Below are 17447 nucleotides of genomic sequence, written 5' to 3'. Positions count from 1 at the left end.
AACCAGAGGATCCCTGTGACCAAACCTGCACGCTTGCCCACCACTCCTCGCCCGCCGGCCGAACCCGTTTTTCGCCGCGGCCGTTACCTCGAATTCGTGCGTATCTCGGCGATCCTGCGCAAGGAGACCGTCGGCGGAGCCATTCTGCTCGTGGCAACCGTCGCAGCGCTCATCATGGCGAACACGCCACTCGCCGATGCCTACTACGCCGCCCGTGACTTCAAGATCGGGTTTGAACCCCTACACCTGAACCTCAGCCTCGGCACTTGGGCCGCCGACGGGCTGCTCGCTATCTTCTTCTTTCTGGCCGGGCTCGAACTGAAACGCGAATTCGTCGCCGGCGACCTGCGCACCGTCAACCGGGCCATCGTCCCGGTCGCGGCCGCGGTCGGCGGCGTCATCGTTCCCGCGCTCATCTACACGCTGATCAACATCAATTCGGGGTCGGATGCCCTGCGCGGATGGGCCATTCCCACCGCGACCGACATTGCCTTCGCCGTGGCTGTGCTCGCCGTCATCGGCTCTCGTCTACCGGCCGCGCTGCGTATCTTCTTGCTCACCCTGGCAGTGGTCGACGACCTGCTGGCGATTGCGATCATCGCGTTCTTCTATACCACCGACATTTCATTCATCCTGCTGATTGTGGCGTTCATTCCGTTGGCTCTGTTCTGGATCCTGACGCACAAGTTCTCGTACTTCTTTGGCACCCGCGCCTGGAGCGCTTGGCTGATCCTGTTGCCGCTCGGCTTCATCGTTTGGGCTCTGGTACACGGCTCGGGTGTGCACGCGACCGTCGCCGGTGTGCTGCTCGGCTTTGCCGTCCCGGTGCTGCGTAGCAAGCGCGGTGGCGGGCCGGACGCCGGACCTGGCCTCGCCGAGACCCTCGAACATCGCATCCGCCCGCTGTCGAGCGGCATCGCCATTCCGGTCTTCGCTTTCTTCTCGGCCGGAGTCACCATCGGTGGCGTCGACGGCCTGTTCCGCGCTATCACCGACCCGGTCGCCGTCGGAATCGTCGTCGCCCTCGTGATCGGCAAACCAATCGGGGTACTGCTGGCGACCTGGATCGTCACCAAGACGACCAGGGCGACACTCGACCCCGATCTTGCCTGGATCGACGTCATCGGTGTGGCAACACTGGCCGGTGTCGGCTTCACCGTGTCGCTTCTGATCAGTGAACTCGGCTTCGGCCAGGGCAGCCCTCACGACGACCACGCCAAAATCGCCATCCTGGTTGGTTCGTTGCTCGCTGCACTGCTGGCCACTGCCATTCTGCGCGCACGCAACCGCCACTACCGTCTCATCGCCGAAAAAGAGGCGCTCGACGCCGACAACGACGGCGTGCCCGACGTATTCGAGCCCGAGCCGAAGACGCAGTCCAACTAGCACATCCGTCGGTCGAGCCTGTCGCGACCCCCTGCGTGCAGGAAATATGGTCTCGACAAACTCGACCACCGGGTTTTTTAGGACGCGGCAGGGACCGGCACTGGGCGGGGGAAGATCGCCGTCAGCAGCGTCTTGGTCCATTCGATCAGGGCGTTGTCGTCGAGTGGCTCGCCGTTCGGGCGCGGCATCGGCACGCTGAGCGCTCCGGTGGACGAGACGTAACGTGAGCCGGGATACATCCGCTGCAAGCGCACTTGAATCGAGTCAGCCAGATCGGCCGGAGCGACGCGCAGGTTCGAGCCCATGGCCACGACCTCGCCGAGTCCCGCCTGCTGCGCCTGCCAGCGCAGCCTCGACACGGCCACGAGATTCTGCACCGGCACGGGCGGTTCGCCGTATCGGTCGGTGAGTTCGTCGAGCACGAGGTCGATCTGGTCGACGGTCGCTGTGGGCGAGCTCGCGCTCGAGAGCTTCTGGTAGGCCTCGAGACGCAACCGTTCGCTGTCGACGAAGTCGTGCGGAATGTGCGCGTCGACTGGCAGTTCAAGGCGCAGCTCCGTCTGCCCCTCGGCGACGTCGCCGCGGAACGTGCTCACGGCCTCACCGATCATGCGCAGGTAGAGGTCGAAGCCGACACCGGCGATATGGCCGGCCTGCTCGCCGCCGAGCAGGTTGCCGGCGCCACGAATTTCGAGGTCCTTGAGCGCAACCTGCATGCCCGCGCCGAGCTCGTTGTTCGCTGCGATCGTGGCGAGCCGGTCGTGCGCGGTCTCCGACAGCGGCTTGTTCTCGTCGTACAAAAAGTAGGCGTAGGCCCGCTCGCGCCCACGTCCGACCCGGCCACGCAACTGGTGCAGCTGGCTCAGACCGAATTTGTCGGCGCGGTCGATGATGATGGTGTTGGCGTTGTTGATGTCGAGGCCGGTTTCGATGATCGTGGTGCAGACCAAAATGTCGAACTTACGCTCCCAGAAGTCGCCGACCACCTGTTCCAATTGCGCCTCGGGTAGTTGCCCGTGCGCGATGGCGATGCGTGCCTCGGGCACGAGCTCGGCGAGCTGCGAGGCAATGCGATTGATGCTCGTGACCCGGTTGTGCACAAAAAAGATCTGGCCCTCACGCAGCAGCTCACGACGGATGGCCGCGGCCACCTGCCGCTGCGAATACGGCCCGACAAAGGTCAGAATCGGATGCCGATCTTCGGGCGGGGTGGCCAAGATCGACATTTCTCGGATGCCGGTGACCGCCATCTCGAGCGACCGCGGGATGGGCGTCGCGCTCATCGCGAGAATATCGACGTTGGTTTTGAGCTTCTTCAACGCGTCCTTGTGCTCGACGCCGAACCGTTGCTCCTCGTCGATGATGACGAGGCCGAGGTCTTTGAAAATGATCGACGGCGACAGCAGCCGGTGCGTGCCGATAACGACGTCGACGGTGCCGTCGAGCATGCCGGCGATGGTTTCCCGCGACTCCTTGTCGGTCTGGAACCGCGACAGGGCGCGCAGGTGAATCGGAAATCCGGCGAAGCGCTCCTTGAAGGTTTCCATATGTTGACTGACCAGGAGGGTGGTCGGCACGAGCATGGCGACCTGTTTGCCGTCCTGCACCGCCTTGAACGCGGCGCGAATGGCGACCTCGGTCTTGCCGAAGCCGACGTCACCGCTGAGCAGCCGGTCCATCGGAATGGGCCGTTCCATGTCGGCCTTGACCTCGTCGATCGTAGTGAGCTGGTCGGGCGTTTCCACGAACGGAAAGGCCTCTTCGAGCTCACGCTGCCACGGGGTGTCCGGCCCGAAGGCGTACCCCTTGCTGGCCATGCGCGCCGAATACAGTTTGACGAGTTCAACGGCGATGTCGCGCACCGCCTTGCGTGCCTTGGTCTTGGCGCTCGACCAGTCGCTGCCGCCCATCTTGCTCAGGGTCGGCGCTTCACCGCCGACATAGCGGGTGACGAGGTCGAGCTGGTCGGTCGGAACATACAGCCGGTCGCCGGCGTGCCCACGCTTCGACGGCGCATATTCGAGCACGAGGTATTCACGGGTGGTCTTGACCGGGTTTCGGCCTCCGCCTGACACCTCCCGCTGGGTCAGTTCGAGAAAACGGCCGATGCCGTGCGTCTGGTGCACGACGTGGTCGCCGGAAACGAGTTGCAGCGGGTCGACGACGTTTTTGCGGCGGCTCGCGAGCTTCTTGATCTGCCGCTCGGAGTAGCCGACGGTACGGCCGTAGAACTCAGACTCGCTGATCAGCGTGAGCTTGCTCTGCGGCAGCTCAAAACCGTGATCGACGGATGCCTTCAGAAGGTAGGCGATACCCGGTTCCGGCTCCAGCGGCCACACGTCCACCACGCGCACCGGCAGCTCGCGCTCGGCGAGCACCTGGGCGGCCCGCTCGACCAGACCGGCGCCCTGGGCGACGATGCCGACGACCCAGCCGTCGTGCAGCCGGGAGGCGACGTGACCCACGGCGCCGTCGACGCTGCCGGCGAAAGTGGGTACGGCATCCGCTTCGATGCGAATGGTGAGCAGTTCGTCCAGCTCGAGCGGTTGTTGAGCCTGTCGAAACACGGGCACGTCCGGCGCGGCGGTCGGCGCGGCCTGGAACGAACTCAGGGTCCACCAGCTGTGACCGGAGGCCGATGCGCCCGGTGCCGAGTACTTCACGCTGTCGCGCAGGCGGCCCAGCGTGAGGAAATCGCCGGATTCGAGGTCGATCGGAGCGTCGGCGCCGACAGTGGCGGCGCTCCAAGCGGCGCCGAGAAACTCGCGGTTGGTTTCGGCGAGGCTGATCGCGCGGCTCGCGACCCGTTCCGGTGAGATCACGGCGACGGCGGCGTTGCTCGGCAGGTAGTGGGTGACCGGTACCAGCCGGTCGACCAGTGCCGGCGCGAGGCTTTCCATACCCTCGACCGGGATGCCCTCAGCGATCTTGGCGAGCAGGCCGGCCAGGCTCGGAAATTCGTGCTGCATCTCGCGGGCGCGCTGCCGAACGGCGGGGCTGAGCAGCAGTTCGCGGCTCGGCGGCAGGCTGACGGACTCGACCGGTTCGGGCAGCGAGCGCTGGTCGGCGACGCTGAACAGTCGAATCTGCTCGACCTCGTCGCCGAAGAACTCCACCCGGTACGGGTGGGAGGAGACCGGTGGAAACACGTCCAGAATGCCGCCGCGCACGGCGAACTCCCCGCGCCGGGTGACCATGTCGACGCGGGCATAGGCAACATTGACGAGCTGCAGCACGATCGCCGAGAGGTCATGGCCGCGCCCGCCAACGGTGAGCTCGATCGGTTCGTAGTCGGTGAGGTTGTCAGCGACCGGCTGCAACGCGGCCCGCACCGAGGCGACGACGATGAGCGGATGCCGCGTGGCCGGGTCCGCCTCCTGCCATTCGCGCATGCGACGCAGGGCGTGCAGGCGTTTGCCGACGATCTCGGCGCTCGGGCTGAGGCGTTCGTGCGGCAGGGTCTCCCAGGCCGGAAAGTCGATGATCTCAGCGCTCGTGGCGAAGCAACCGAGGTTCTCGCGCAGCGCCTCGGACTCCCGGCCGGTCGCGGTGATGACGAAGAGAGCCTCGGCGTCATCCCGACGCAGGTCGAGGAGCGCGGCGAGAAGCGGCGCTCGCAGGCCCTCGGTCAGCGAGAAATCAGCGTCCCGGCTGGCGTACGCGAGGGCGTTGTCGAACGTGGAGGCGCGCGCGAGCGCTGCGATTAAGCCCTGAAGGATCACTGAACGAGTCTACGCACTGGCACCGACAGCGCCGAACTGGCCTCAGGACGGCGAATGGAACTTCTGCTGCGCCGCCACGACACCGTCGGAGGCGATCAGTTCAATCGCGTCGGCGGCATCCGCTATCAGATTGGGCAGAATGCTACGCTCGGTTGCGACGAAGTCGTGCAGCACGAAGTCGGCCGCATTCTGGCGGCCGGGCGGGCGGCCGATGCCCATGCGAATGCGAATGAATTCGTTGGTTCCGGTGGCGGCGATGATGTCGCGCAGGCCGTTATGGCCGCCGTGACCGCCGCCGACCTTGATTTTGAGGGTGTCGAAGGGAAGGTCGAGGTCGTCGTGCACGACGATGAGCTGCGAGACGGGCAGCGAGTAGAACCTCAGCAGCGCGGCGACCGGGCTGCCGGAGACGTTCATGAAGGTGGTGGGCTTGGCCAGCACCAGGTGTGGTCCGCCGGGCGTGAAGCGCCCCTCGGCGACGAGGGCGGCCGTCTTGTGACGCTTGAAGTTTGACGTGAGACGGCCGGCGAGCTGTGCCGCCACCATTTGTCCGACGTTGTGCCGATTGCCGGCGTAGTCGGGCCCGGGGTTACCGAGCCCGACTACGAGCCACAGGTTCGTATCCAGGGGAATCCTCCGTTTGCGAGGGTGATAGCCCAGACGGAACCAGTTGAGAATGAGTGCTACGCGTCGGGCGTGGCGGCGGGGGTGCCGGCCGTGATGACCTCGGTCTCGGTCTCGGCCTCTTCTTCGTCTTCGCCACGCGGCGTGTGGATGTACACGACGAGGGCGTCTTCGTCGGAGATGAGCACGGCGCCGGTGGGCAGCGGAACGTCCTTGGCGTGAATCTGAGCGCCGTCTTCGAGGCCTTCGATCGACACGGTGACGTTCTCGGGAATGTCGGTCGCTTCCACCTCGAGCAGCAGGGTCTTGGTGTCGAAGTCGGCGACCGTGCCGGCGAAGGACTCGCCCGACATGTGCACCTGAACTTCAACCTGCACCTTTTCGCCCTTGCGCACGACGACCAGGTCGATGTGCTCGATGACGGCCTTCACCGGGTCCTTCTGCACATCCTTGACCAGCACGAGCTGCTTGGCGCCGGCGATGTCAAGCTCGAGGAGCATGTTGGCGCGACGCAGCAGCAGGGCGATGCGGTGGGCGGGCAGCGACACGTGCACCGGCTCGGTGCCGTGGCCGTAGATGACGGCCGGGATCTTGCCGAGAACGCGCAGCTTACGGGCCGCGCCCTTGCCGAAGCTTTCGCGCAGTTCAGCGGCGACGGCGGTAACTTCTCTAGCCATGGTATTTCTCCTTGCGGGGCGTGAGGCCCAGGTCGTGGTTCGCGGGCCGAAGCCCGAGAAAGCGGGGTACTGATTCAACTCGAACGCATGTCAGCGTGAGGAAAAGCCCAAGGTCTCGTCCGCCGCGTCGATAACGGATGCCGCCGGTCCACTGATCTGGCCCAGCACCATCCCTCGCCGAAGTTCGATTCCCAAGCTTACACAGTTCGAGCCGCGTCTGCAGCCCGGGCGTGTCGCATCGGTACGACTACCAGTCGTGCACGGTACCGTCGGCCAGCCGGTTGACGGGCAGATAAGCCGTTTGGTACGGGAACTTGCCAGCCTCGTCGACGTTGAGCTCAACGCCCAGACCGGGCTTGTTTCCGGGGTGCAGGTAGCCGTTGGAGAAGCTGAAGGACTGCTCGAAGACACTGTTGGTGGCGTCACCGTGCTGCATGTACTCCTGGATTCCAAAGTTGTGAATGGCCAGGTCGAGGTGCAGCGCCGCAGCCATACCCACCGGGGAGATGTCGGTCGGACCGTGAATACCGGACTTGATCTGGTACTGGGCGGCGTAGTCGAGGATCTTCTTCATCGGTGAGATACCGCCGGTGTGGGTGACCGCCGACCGAACGTAGTCGATGAGCTGGTCCTTGATCAGGGTCTGGTAGTCCCAGACCGTGTTGAAGACCTCGCCAATCGCAAGCGGGGTAACGGTGTGCGAACGCACCAGGCGCAGAGCATCCTGGTTTTCGGCCGGGGTGCAGTCTTCGAGCCAGAACAGGTCGTAGGGTTCGAGGGACTTGCCGAGTTTCGCGGCCTGGATCGGCGTCATCCGGTGATGTCCGTCGTGCAGCAGGGGCAGTTCGGCACCGAACTCGGCGCGCACGCCCTCAAACACGGTCGGCAGGTGCCGCAGATAGGCGTGCGTGTCCCAGTCTTCTTCGGCGGGTCGGGCAGCGCGCTGGGCCGGTTCGTAGTCGTAGCGTTTGCCGCTGGTCTGGGTCTGCGCGGCGACGCCGTAAATGGCCTTGAGTCCGGGAATGGCGGTCTGCACCCGGATCGCGCGGTAGCCGAGCGCCTGGTGCTTGCGGATGGAGTCGAACAGTTCGGGCAGGTCCCGCCCGGAGGCGTGGCCGTAGGCCAGGATCTTGTCCCGGCTGGCTCCGCCCAGCAGCTGGTACAGCGGCATTCCCGCAGCCTGCGCCTTGAGGTCCCAGAGCGCGACGTCAACGGCGGCAATCGCTGCCATGGTGACCGGGCCCCGACGCCAGTAAGCGCTGCGGTAGAGAAACTGCCAGGTGTCTTCGATGCGGTGCGCGTCGGCGCCGAGCAACAGCGGCACGACGTGCTCCTGCAGGTAGGCCACAACGGCCAGTTCGCGGCCGTTCAGGGTGGCGTCGCCGAGCCCAACGAGCCCGTCGTCGGTGGTGAGCCGCAGCGTCACGAAATTGCGATCCGGGCTGGTGACGATGACTTCTGCTCTGTCGATCTTCATGGGGTTCTCCTTGGTCGTACACGCGATGGGAATGCGCGGAAAGCGGATGCCGAGTCAGCGCAGGGTGGCTCCGGCCGGTGCGGCGAGCAGGGCCAGTTCGGCGCGGGTCGGTGCGCCCTCCCAGTCACCGACGGCGGCGACCGCGAAGGCACCGGTAACGGTGCCGCGAGCGAGCGCCGCGGCCACAGGGAGCCCGTCGAGCACTCCGGACAGGTAACCGGCGGTGAAGGCATCACCGGCGCCAATGGTGTCGCGCACGGTGACCGGAACTGCCGGCGCGTGCACAACCTGCCCGTCGGTGAAGGCGCTGGCGCCGTCGGCGCCGCGTTTGATGATGAGCGCCTTGACACCACATGCTGCAAGCTCGGCCGCTGCCCAGCCCTCCGCTTCGGGAGAACCCGCGCTGGTTGCAATGAGTGCGAGCTCGTCGTCGGAGGCGATGACGATGTCCGCGCTGCGAGCCAGGGCCGACAGGCTCGTCCTGGCCCTGTCCGTGCTCCAGAGTGTGGCTCGATAGTTCACGTCGACGCACACGAGGGCGCCGGCCGCGCGGGCGAGCCGCACGGCCTCGGTCACGGCCTCCGCGGCTGAGCTCGAGAGCGCCGGGGTGATACCGGTGACGTGCAGAAGCCGCGGGGCCGCGGCCAGGCAGGCGACGGCATCCGCTGGGCCGAGCGCCGAACCGGCCGAATCGCTGCGGTAATAGTTCACCCGCGACAGGGCGTTGATGCGGCGTTCGGCCAGCATGAGGCCGGTGGCCCGGTCGGCGTCCACGGTGACCGTATCGACGAGGACCGCTTCGGCGCGCAAAGTGCGCAGCACATACTGCCCGACCTCGTCGTGACCAACGCGGCCACCCCAGCGCACGGTGTGGCCAAGCCGGGCCAGCCCGATCGCGACATTTGACTCGGCGCCGGCCATGGTCATCCGCAGGGTGCCGCCGAGGCGCAGCGGAGTGCCCGTGCGCAGGCTGACCATCGTTTCGCCGAGGGTGACGACGTCGGGGCCGGTCATGCTCGCGCAGCCGTCATCTCGTCGACATCGTCCTGATTGAACTTGTCGCGCACGGCCAGAAAGCTGACCGCACGAGCCCTGAGTGCGTCGAGGTCACCGCCGCGGGCCGCATCACCGAGCAGGGGGCTGCCGATGCCCACGGCGAGAGCCCCGGCCGCGAAGTATTCCGCAGCACGCACGGCATCGACGCCGCCGACGGGTACGAATGGCACGTCGGGCAGCGGGTCGCGCAGCGCCTTGAGATAGGCCGGCCCGCCGAACGATCCGGGAAACAGCTTGACCACGGTGGCGCCCGCGCGGCGGGCCGCAACGACCTCGGTTGGGGTGAGCGCGCCAGCGCACACCGGCAGGCCCAGCCGGGCCGATTCGGCGATGGCGTCGGTTATGGCCGGGGTCACCATGAACGTTGCGCCGGCCGCGGCGCTGCGGTGGACGTCGTCGGTGGTCAGCACGGTTCCCGCGCCGACCAGACAGTCGCTCGGGGCGAGTCGGGCGAGCTCGGCGATGATACCGAGCGCGTCGGTCGTGACGAGGGACACTTCAAGAAAGCGGATACCACTGGCAAAGAGCGCGAGGGACGCGGCAATCGCGGCGTCCGGGTCGGTCGCGCGAATAATGGCGAGCAGACGTTCACGCTGCATCCCGGCGAGAAAATCGCCCGGAGTGCCCGGTACCGTCACGGCCGTCACCACTCGGCCAATGCGCCGTCGGCGTGCCGCCAGATCGGCGACCGCCAGGTGTGCCCGCGCGAGTCGGCGGCCCGCACAGCGACCTCGTCGATGTCAATGCCGAGGCCGGGGCCGGTCACCAGTTCGATGTGTCCGTTGACGAATTTCAACGGTTCTTTGTCGAGCACGTAGTCGAGTACTTCGGCGCCCTGGTTGTAGTGAATGCCGATGCTCTGCTCCTGAATGAGGTAGTTGGGTGTTGCGAAGCCCACCTGCAGGCACGCCGCCAGCGCGATCGGGCCGAGCGGGCAGTGTGGGGCCAGCTGCACGTCGAACACCTCGGCCATCGCCGCGATGCGGCGCACTTCGGAGATGCCGCCGGCGTGCGAGAGGTCGGGCTGCGCCACGGCGATGCCGGCCTGAAACACGGGCAGAAAATCCTGCCGGGTATAGAGGCGCTCTCCCGTTGCGATCGGCAGGGAGGTGGTCTGGGCGAGCTGACCGATTAGGTGGGAGTTTTCCGGAACGACCGGTTCCTCAATGAAGAACGGGCGCAACGGCTCCAGCAACGGGGCGATCCGGCGGGCGTTGGCGAGGGTGAACCGGCCGTGAAAGTCCACGGCCACGTCGCGGTCGGGGCCGAGAACGGCGCGCGCGGCGGCGACCCGTTCGAGTACGCCGTCGATTTCGGCGACCGTACCGACCCGGCTCATGATGCCGGACGCGTTCATTTTGACGGCGGTCAGCCCCACGGCGAGCTGGGCCTCGATCGCGTCGGTGATGCCGCTCGGATCGTCGCCGCCGACCCAGCCGTACACGCGGATTCGATCCCGCACCGCACCGCCGAGCAGCTGGTATACGGGCACCCCGAGGGATTTACCCAAGATGTCCCACAACGCCTGGTCGATTCCGGAGACGGCGCTGCCGAATACCGGTCCGCCGCGGTAGAAGCCACTCTTGGTCAGTACCTGCCAATGATCTTCAATACGGTCAGGGTCGGCCCCGACGAGATATTCCGCGAACTGTTCAATAACCGTGCGTACGGCATCCGAATGCCCTTCAAGGCTGGCTTCCCCCCAGCCGACGACGCCGTCGTCGGTCTCGAGCCGCACAAACAACCAACGGGGTGCGACGAGAAAAGTTTCAACTCGTGTGATGTGTGACACGGCCAACCTGACGACCTTCTGTTTCGGCGGCGAGAGCCGCGACGATCCGTTCGACGATGGTGCCGGGCGGTTCGACAATATTCACGGTCACGCCGCGTTCATCGTCTGTGCGCACCTCGAGCGTGTCGAACTGCGATTGGAGGAGCGCGGGAGGCATGAATTCATGGGTACGGGCACGAAGCCGGGCCGCGATCAGGTCGATCAGCCCTTCCGGGTCGACGACGAACAGGTCGCCGGCGTGACCGCGCAGGAGGTCGCGGTAGCTGCGTTTGAGCGCCGAGCAGGCTATCACGATGCCGCCGGGACGGCCTTCGGCCAGTTGACGCCCGATCTCGTGCAGCCACGGAAGTCGGTGCTCATCTTGCAGCGCCTGCCCGGCGGCCATGACCGCTTTGTTGGCGGCGGGGTGCAGTGCGTCGCCATCGAGGAACCGGGCGCCAACCCGCGCGGCCAGTAGTTCACCGATGGTCGATTTACCGGACCCCTGCACACCCATGACGACGATCGGTGGGAGGCTCACGCTCAGCCCTTGGTCGCACCGGCGGTGAGGCCGGACACGATGTATTTCTGGGTGAACAGTGCGATCACCATGATGGGAACGGTTACGACGACGGCTGCCGCCATCAGGCTCCCCCAGTCGATGCTGGCATACGAGACAAAGTTGAAGATCGCCACCGGGAGGGTCTTGGTATTCGCTCCGGAGAGTACCAGCGCGAACATGAAGTTGTTCCACGAAAAGATGAAGGAGAGGATGCCGGCGGTCGCGAGTCCGGGAACGGACAGCGGCAGCGTGATCCGAAGGAACGCGCCGATATGGGTGAGGCCATCCACCTGCGCCTGCTCCTCCAATTCGAGGGGGGTCGAGTCGAAGTAACTGATCATGATGTAGACGATGAGCGGCAGGGCCACGAACATGTGCGAGAGAATCAGCACGCCGAAGCCGCCGACCATGCGCATGTTGGCGAAAATGAAATACCACGGCACGAGCAGGCTGACGCCGGGAATGATGCGTGCCATGAGCACGACCAGCGCGGAGCGGTGCATGGCGAAACGGCTCATCGCGTAGGCGGCTGGAACTCCGATGAGCAGGGAGAAGAGGGTGGACAGCAGTGCCACCCAGAAACTATTGAAGATGAATCCGAAATAGTTGTTGCGGCTGAGCACGTTGTCGTAGTTGTCGAGGGTCGGCGCGAAGAACAAGGTCTTGCTGGCGTCGTAGATGTCGACGTTGGTTTTGAGCGACGCAATGAACATCCAGACCAGGGGAGCGATAAACAGCAACACCGTGAGGGTCAGGGCGACGACACGAAAGATCTTGTACGCTCGCGGCTTGCGGCGCCGCGGTGCGATCGCGACCGGGCGCGGTGTCTCCGTGACGGGACGGGCTGGCAGGGTCGTGGTCATGACCGGTTCGCCTTTCTGCGGTAGGTGAGCACCCACATGATCGCAATGATGAGCAGGAAGAACAGGATCAGCACGGTGGATGCGATCCCGTAGTCGTTGTAGTCGAAGCTCAGGCCGAAGGCGTAGATGTTGAGCGTCTCCACCTCGTGGAATGACCCGCCACCCTTGCCCTTGGTGGCATAGAGAATGTCGAAAGTCTTGAGGGCATCAATGCCGCGCAGCACGATGGTCACAATGACGGTGGCACGCAGCAGCGGCAGGGTGACAAACCAGAAGCGTTGCCAGGCGTTGGCGCCGTCGATGCGGGCCGCTTCATCGGGTTCGTCCGACAGCGAGGTGAGACCGGCCAGGAGCATCAGCACGACCATCGGCGTCCACTGCCAGATGTCCACAAACATGAGCGTGGGCAGTGCCGTGTACTGACCGGAGAGCCAGGGCTGCGCCGGAATACCGACCCAGCTCAGAACCTGGTTGGCGAAACCGATGTTCGGGTCGAAGATGAGGCGCCACATCATGCCGACGGCGACCGGAGTCGCCACGAGCGGCAGCAGGATTGCGACGCGCACCCATTTCTCGCCTCGGAACGGACGCCAGAGCAGGAGTGCAATGCACATTCCCAACACCATCTCGATGGCGAGAGCTCCTCCGGTAAAGACGAACGTGCGCATCACAGCAGGCCAGAACCGGTCGAAATCGCTGAGCACTTCGACGTAGTTGTTGAGTCCGACCACGTTGGATTCAGCGCGAACGGAGCCCTCTGAGTCGGTAATGCTGAGATAAAGGGTCCAGCCGAGCGGGACGGCGATCAATAGTCCGACGAAAATCATCGCGGGAGAGGCGAATAGCCACTTTCGATGACGGTTGGCCCAGGTGGAGAAGTTTTCCCACACCGTGGGCTTGGTGCTGACCATCGTGGTCATCATTCACCTCACACTTTTTTTGCATGGTCAGAAGAGGGCTGGGGGCGCACGATCGGTGTCAATCGTGCGCCCCCAGCAGAATCGGCTCTACTCGTCGTCGAGGATGCCCTGGAAGGCATCGCTCGCAGCGTTCGCTGCCGCGTCGGAGTCGCCGCCGGTGATGGCGACGACGATCGGGTCTCCGACGATCTCGCGTGCTTCGGGCACTTTGATGACGAGCGGGCGGTCATGACCGACGCCGTTTTTCGAGCTCGTGGAGATCGCAGCAGCAAGGTCAGCCGGGTAGGTCGACGTGCCGGCCGGGTCTTCCCACACCGACTGGCGTGCACCGGGAACGCCGTCCTGCTGAACCGCCAGGGTCAGTTCCTGGCTCGTCGCCCATTCGATGAACTTCCACGCTTCAGCTGAGTTGGCCGATTCAGCATTGACGCCCAGAGCCCAGGACGGCACGTTGTAGGCAACGGAGCCGCCGGGGCCGGCCGGCATCGGCGCAAAGCCGACGGTGTCGGACACTTTGGAGGTCTCGGGGTCGGTCGCGTTTTTGTAGAGGCTGTCTGCCTCGGTGTAGAGGCCGGCCTGGCCCTGGGTGAAAATCGCCATGGCCTCGGGCCAGCTCATGTCCGTGCTGACGTTATCGGGGCCGTACTCGCGAATAAGTTTGCCGTAGAAGGCATACGCTTCCTTGGCTTCGGGGCTGGCAATGGCGGAGTCACCGTTTTCGTCGATGAAGTCACCACCGAAGCTGTACAGAAAGCTCGAGAACTGGGTGACGGCGGCGGACTTACCGGTGCGGGCAACGAAACCGGCTACGCCGGGGTTCTGTTCCTTGATCGCCTTGGCTGCGGCTTCGAGTTCGACCATCGTGGTGGGAACCTCGAGTCCGGCCTTGGCCAGCAGGTCCTTGCGGTAGTACAGCACTTCCTGCTCGGTAATGATCGGGACTCCCACAACGTTGCCGTCATGGGTCGTCGATCCCACCGGTCCGGGCTGGAAGTCGCTCCAGTCCCAGTCTGCATTCGAGTCGACGTCGTCGCTCAGGTCGGCGAGGTAACCATTCTTGGCGAACAGCTTGCCTTCCTGAAGGGGGCGATACATCATGACGTCGATCTCGTCGGTGCCGGCGTTGAGCTTCACGTTGTACTGGTCCGAAAGCTGATCTTCGCCGTACTGGCTCAGTTCTACCGTCAGGCCGGTGGCCGCTTCGAACTCGGGCAGCTTGCTCTTGATTGTGTCGGTCCAGACGTGGTTGGCCAGGGTCACCCGAAGTGTTTTCGAGGCCCCGTCACCGTCGCTGGCGCCGGCACCGCACGCGGTGAGCGTGCCTACTGCGATGACAGTGGCTGCGACGATGGCCGCAACACGAAAAACGGAATGACGCTTCACTGTGTCTCCAATCTGAAGAACCGGCACTTGAGCCACGCTCCCCAACAGATGCATCTTTACATCTGTCTCAAAAGAAAACGCTACCCAATAAAACATACTTATTCAACTCTGTTGTGGAAACGATATGATCAATCGTATGACGCCCTCTGTGATGCCAGCGCCGGCTACCCAACCGCTTGTTGACCTGCCGTCCACGCTCGATGGCAACGGAACAGTGACGGGCCTACACGCCCGCGTCGTCGACATGCTCGGCCTGGCCATCTGCGCCGGAGAACTCGCGAGCACGTCGGTCTTTCGCATTGAAGAGCTCGAGGAGCGATACGGCGTCTCGCGGTCAGTCGTGCGCGAGGCCATCCGGGTACTCGCTTCGATGGGCATGCTCGCCTCCCGCCGACGGGTCGGCGTGCAGATTCTGTCGGCGTCGGAATGGAACCTCTACGACCCGCAAGTCATTCGCTGGCGTCTCGCCTCACCCGCGCGCATCGCACAGCTGCGTTCACTCACCGAGTTGCGCACAGCCATTGAACCCCAGGCTGCCCGGCTGGCGGCTATCCGGGCGCCATTAGCGGACGCCAGTGAGCTCATGGGACTGGCCGGCAAACTGTGGGCCGCCGGTCAGGCCGACGACCCCGAGGCTTTTCTCGTGCTCGACATCGAGTTTCACCACCTGGTACTGGCCAGCTCCGGCAACGAGATGTTCGCCAAGCTCAATACCCTGGTTGCCGAGGTCCTGACCGGCCGCACGAACTACGGGCTCATGCCGCGACATCCGCACAATGAAGCCCTACAACTGCACGTCGACGTGGCCAGTGCGATTCAGCGTGGCAACCCCGAAGCAGCGCACGAAGCCATGCTCAAAATCATGGAACGGGCCTTCAACGAAATGAGTTCTATCTGGGACGGCACATCGACGGAGTGAGCGCCCGGTTGCGTGCCTGCTGACCCCTGAATGTGGGACCAAGCAGGCACGTGGACTACCCTTGACAGTGGTCTGTTGATCTCAGCCCCAAAGGAGAAAACGTGTCAGAGTCCGGTTCAGCACAGGCAAATATTGGTGTCGTCGGTCTGGCGGTGATGGGCTCGAACCTCGCACGCAACCTCGCCGGCCGCGAGGGAAACACCGTCGCGGTCTACAACCGCTCCCCCGAACGCACCCGCCTGCTCACGACCGAGCACCCCGAGGCGAACTTCGTCGCCTCCGAGAACATCGCGGACTTTGTCGCCTCGCTGACCACGCCGCGCACCGCGATCATCATGGTGCAGGCCGGCCGCGGAACCGACGCCGTCATCTCGCAGCTATCCGAGCTGTTTGAGCCCGGCGACATCATCGTTGACGGCGGCAACGCCGAATTCACCGACACCATCCGTCGCGAAAAGGAGCAGAGCGCCAAGGGCCTCAACTTCGTCGGCGCCGGTATCTCCGGTGGCGAAGAGGGCGCCCTCAACGGCCCGAGCATCATGCCTGGCGGTTCGGTGGAGGCGTACAAGACCCTCGGCCCCATCCTCGAATCCATTGCTGCCGTTGTCGACGGTGTGCCCTGCGTCACCCACATCGGCACCGACGGCGCCGGCCACTTCGTGAAAATGATCCACAACGGGATCGAGTACGCCGACATGCAGCTCATCGCCGAGGCGTATGACCTGCTGCGTAAGGTCGGTGGCCACTCCCCCGAGGCAATCGCCGACATCTTCACCGATTGGAACGACGGGGAACTCAACAGCTACCTGATCGAGATCACCGCTGAGATTCTGCGCCAGGTCGACGCGAAGACCGGCGAGCCGTTCATCGACGTCGTGCTCGACGAGGCCGGCTCCAAGGGGACCGGCGTCTGGACCGTGCAGAATGCGCTTGACCTCGGCGTTCCTGTCGGCGGCATCGCCGAAGCGGTCTTCGCGCGCGCCGTTTCGAGCCACCCGGAGCAGCGCGGACCGGTGCGCGCCACCATTACCGCCCGCCCCGAAATCTCCGTCGTCGGCCACACCTTTCAGGAAGACGTGCGCCAGGCGCTTTACGCCTCGAAAATCGTCGCCTACGCACAGGGTTTCGACGCGATCATCGCCGGTGCGGTCAAGTACAACTGGAACATCGACAAGGGTGCCATCGCCACCATCTGGCGCGGCGGCTGCATCATTCGCGCGCAGTTCCTCAATCGCATCGTGGATGCCTACAACAACGACCCCTCGATCCCGAGCCTGCTCGTGGACCCGTATTTCGCCGAGGCCGTCGCCGCCGGTGAGGCCGCCTGGCGCCGTGTGGTCTCGACCGCCGCACTGTCGGGCATCCCGGTTCCCGGTTTCGGTTCCAGCCTGAGCTACTTCGACTCGCTCACGAGCGAACGCCTGCCGGCCGCCCTGGTGCAAGGTCAGCGCGACTTCTTCGGTGCGCACACGTACCACCGCGTCGACATGCCCGGCACCTTCCACACCCTGTGGTCCGGCGACCGCGGTGAGATCGCCATCGAGGCATCCACGAACTAGCCGTAATCGTCTGCCGGCCGGCGGCATCCACTCGCCCCACCGGGGTGCCGTGGATTCCGCCGGCCGGTTTCTTTCTCAACGCCCGCTTCACACCAGGGTCTGGAACAATGGTGTTACCCATGACTGACAATCACCCCGAACTCTCCGGCTACGAGCCCGACGACAACTACCGCCCCCTGCGTGGCAGGCATTTCACGTCAATTCTGCGGGTCGTCGTGGTGCTCGGCATTGTCGCCCTCGTCGTACCCGGCGTTCTCACGACAATGCGGGTTGCCTCCGACACCGCCGCCAACGCCTGTGTGACGGCGGTCGCTCGGTACTACCCCGCCGCCGTCGACTTCGACGCCCGATTCGAGTTCGCCGGGTCCGGCGGGTTCGGCTGGCAGTGTTATGCCATCGACCAGAACGAACGCGAGACCTTCGTGCAGCCACTCGGCGTCATTCCGTCGGCCCCGACGCAGCGGGCCCCGGGCATTCCGTCGTAACGCACAGGCCGGTCGAAATCTCCACACGCCCGACCAACGGGCC

Annotated in this window: 15 protein-coding genes; 4 read left to right on the top strand and 11 right to left on the bottom strand. The window is 64.8% G+C overall.

The features are described from left to right. Positions 1–15 precede the first annotated feature (15 nt). Complete coding sequence (gene nhaA, locus IWX77_RS03820; RefSeq protein ID WP_196843192.1) at positions 16–1386, top strand: Na+/H+ antiporter NhaA; 1371 nt, start codon at positions 16–18, stop codon at positions 1384–1386. Positions 1387–1463: 77 nt separating this feature from the next. Here the strand turns inward: nhaA and mfd are convergent, their stop codons facing one another. The 11 genes from mfd to IWX77_RS03765 all read right to left on the bottom strand — a co-directional run bounded on the left by mfd (position 1464) and on the right by IWX77_RS03765 (position 14441). Then, positions 1464–5108 (bottom strand): transcription-repair coupling factor, encoded by a 3645-nt coding sequence (gene mfd / locus IWX77_RS03815; RefSeq protein WP_196843191.1) that lies wholly within the window; start codon positions 5106–5108, stop codon positions 1464–1466. A gap of 42 nt (positions 5109–5150) precedes the next feature. Continuing rightward, positions 5151–5735 (bottom strand): aminoacyl-tRNA hydrolase, encoded by a 585-nt coding sequence (gene pth / locus IWX77_RS03810; protein WP_196843321.1) that lies wholly within the window; start codon positions 5733–5735, stop codon positions 5151–5153. A 56-nt stretch (positions 5736–5791) separates the two neighbouring features. Next, positions 5792–6409, bottom strand: coding sequence for a 50S ribosomal protein L25/general stress protein Ctc (locus IWX77_RS03805; protein ID WP_196843190.1), 618 nt, complete (start codon positions 6407–6409; stop codon positions 5792–5794). A 247-nt stretch (positions 6410–6656) separates the two neighbouring features. Then, entirely contained in the window at positions 6657–7886 is a 1230-nt protein-coding gene (gene manD / locus IWX77_RS03800; RefSeq protein ID WP_196843189.1) for a D-mannonate dehydratase ManD, read from the bottom strand. A gap of 54 nt (positions 7887–7940) precedes the next feature. Beyond that, positions 7941–8900, bottom strand: coding sequence for a sugar kinase (locus IWX77_RS03795; protein ID WP_196843188.1), 960 nt, complete (start codon positions 8898–8900; stop codon positions 7941–7943). Continuing rightward, positions 8897–9580, bottom strand: a complete 684-nt coding sequence (locus IWX77_RS03790; RefSeq protein WP_297414151.1) for a bifunctional 4-hydroxy-2-oxoglutarate aldolase/2-dehydro-3-deoxy-phosphogluconate aldolase — start codon at positions 9578–9580, stop codon at positions 8897–8899. Before IWX77_RS03790 ends, IWX77_RS03795 begins: the two co-directional genes overlap by 4 nt. A 5-nt stretch (positions 9581–9585) precedes the next feature. Next, positions 9586–10734, bottom strand: a complete 1149-nt coding sequence (dgoD, locus tag IWX77_RS03785) for a galactonate dehydratase (RefSeq protein WP_196843187.1) — start codon at positions 10732–10734, stop codon at positions 9586–9588. Next, positions 10712–11254: a gluconokinase gene (locus tag IWX77_RS03780; RefSeq protein WP_297414153.1), complete on the bottom strand. Its 543-nt coding sequence runs from the start codon at positions 11252–11254 to the stop codon at positions 10712–10714. The genes dgoD and IWX77_RS03780 overlap by 23 nt, the downstream gene beginning before the upstream one ends. A gap of 2 nt (positions 11255–11256) precedes the next feature. Then, positions 11257–12138, bottom strand: a complete 882-nt coding sequence (locus IWX77_RS03775; RefSeq protein ID WP_196843186.1) for a carbohydrate ABC transporter permease — start codon at positions 12136–12138, stop codon at positions 11257–11259. Continuing rightward, complete coding sequence (locus IWX77_RS03770; protein WP_297414156.1) at positions 12135–13061, bottom strand: carbohydrate ABC transporter permease; 927 nt, start codon at positions 13059–13061, stop codon at positions 12135–12137. The genes IWX77_RS03775 and IWX77_RS03770 overlap by 4 nt, the downstream gene beginning before the upstream one ends. Positions 13062–13145: 84 nt before the next feature. Then, complete coding sequence (locus IWX77_RS03765) at positions 13146–14441, bottom strand: ABC transporter substrate-binding protein (RefSeq protein WP_297414158.1); 1296 nt, start codon at positions 14439–14441, stop codon at positions 13146–13148. A 136-nt stretch (positions 14442–14577) separates the two neighbouring features. On the opposite strand from IWX77_RS03765, the gene IWX77_RS03760 reads away from it, so the two are divergent. The 3 genes from IWX77_RS03760 to IWX77_RS03750 all read left to right on the top strand — a co-directional run bounded on the left by IWX77_RS03760 (position 14578) and on the right by IWX77_RS03750 (position 17404). Further along, entirely contained in the window at positions 14578–15360 is a 783-nt protein-coding gene (locus IWX77_RS03760) for a FadR/GntR family transcriptional regulator (protein ID WP_297414160.1), read from the top strand. 155 nt (positions 15361–15515) lie between these two features. Further along, positions 15516–16919, top strand: a complete 1404-nt coding sequence (gene gndA / locus IWX77_RS03755; protein WP_442784419.1) for an NADP-dependent phosphogluconate dehydrogenase — start codon at positions 15516–15518, stop codon at positions 16917–16919. A 119-nt stretch (positions 16920–17038) separates the two neighbouring features. Beyond that, the gene (locus IWX77_RS03750; RefSeq protein WP_196843183.1) at positions 17039–17404 is read left to right on the top strand and encodes a hypothetical protein; all 366 of its coding nucleotides are present in this window, start codon (positions 17039–17041) and stop codon (positions 17402–17404) included. Positions 17405–17447: the final 43 nt, after the last annotated feature.

The sequence above is a fragment of the Cryobacterium sp. CAN_C2 genome (genome assembly GCF_015751745.1).
GTDB lineage: Bacteria > Actinomycetota > Actinomycetes > Actinomycetales > Microbacteriaceae > Cryobacterium.
This window is presented reverse-complemented; position numbering and strand designations above follow the sequence as displayed.

Excerpts from the sequence above, each read along its gene's own strand:
- gndA (WP_442784419.1), top strand. The coding sequence starts at position 15,516 with ATGGGCTCGAACCTCGCACGCAACCTCGCCGGCCGCGAGGGAAACACC.
- IWX77_RS03760 (WP_297414160.1), top strand. The coding sequence starts at position 14,578 with ATGACGCCCTCTGTGATGCCAGCGCCGGCTACCCAACCGCTTGTTGAC.
- IWX77_RS03750 (WP_196843183.1), top strand. The coding sequence starts at position 17,039 with ATGACTGACAATCACCCCGAACTCTCCGGCTACGAGCCCGACGACAAC.
- manD (WP_196843189.1), bottom strand. The coding sequence starts at position 7,886 with ATGAAGATCGACAGAGCAGAAGTCATCGTCACCAGCCCGGATCGCAAT.
- IWX77_RS03770 (WP_297414156.1), bottom strand. The coding sequence starts at position 13,061 with ATGATGACCACGATGGTCAGCACCAAGCCCACGGTGTGGGAAAACTTC.
- IWX77_RS03775 (WP_196843186.1), bottom strand. The coding sequence starts at position 12,138 with ATGACCACGACCCTGCCAGCCCGTCCCGTCACGGAGACACCGCGCCCG.
- IWX77_RS03805 (WP_196843190.1), bottom strand. The coding sequence starts at position 6,409 with ATGGCTAGAGAAGTTACCGCCGTCGCCGCTGAACTGCGCGAAAGCTTC.
- IWX77_RS03795 (WP_196843188.1), bottom strand. The coding sequence starts at position 8,900 with ATGACCGGCCCCGACGTCGTCACCCTCGGCGAAACGATGGTCAGCCTG.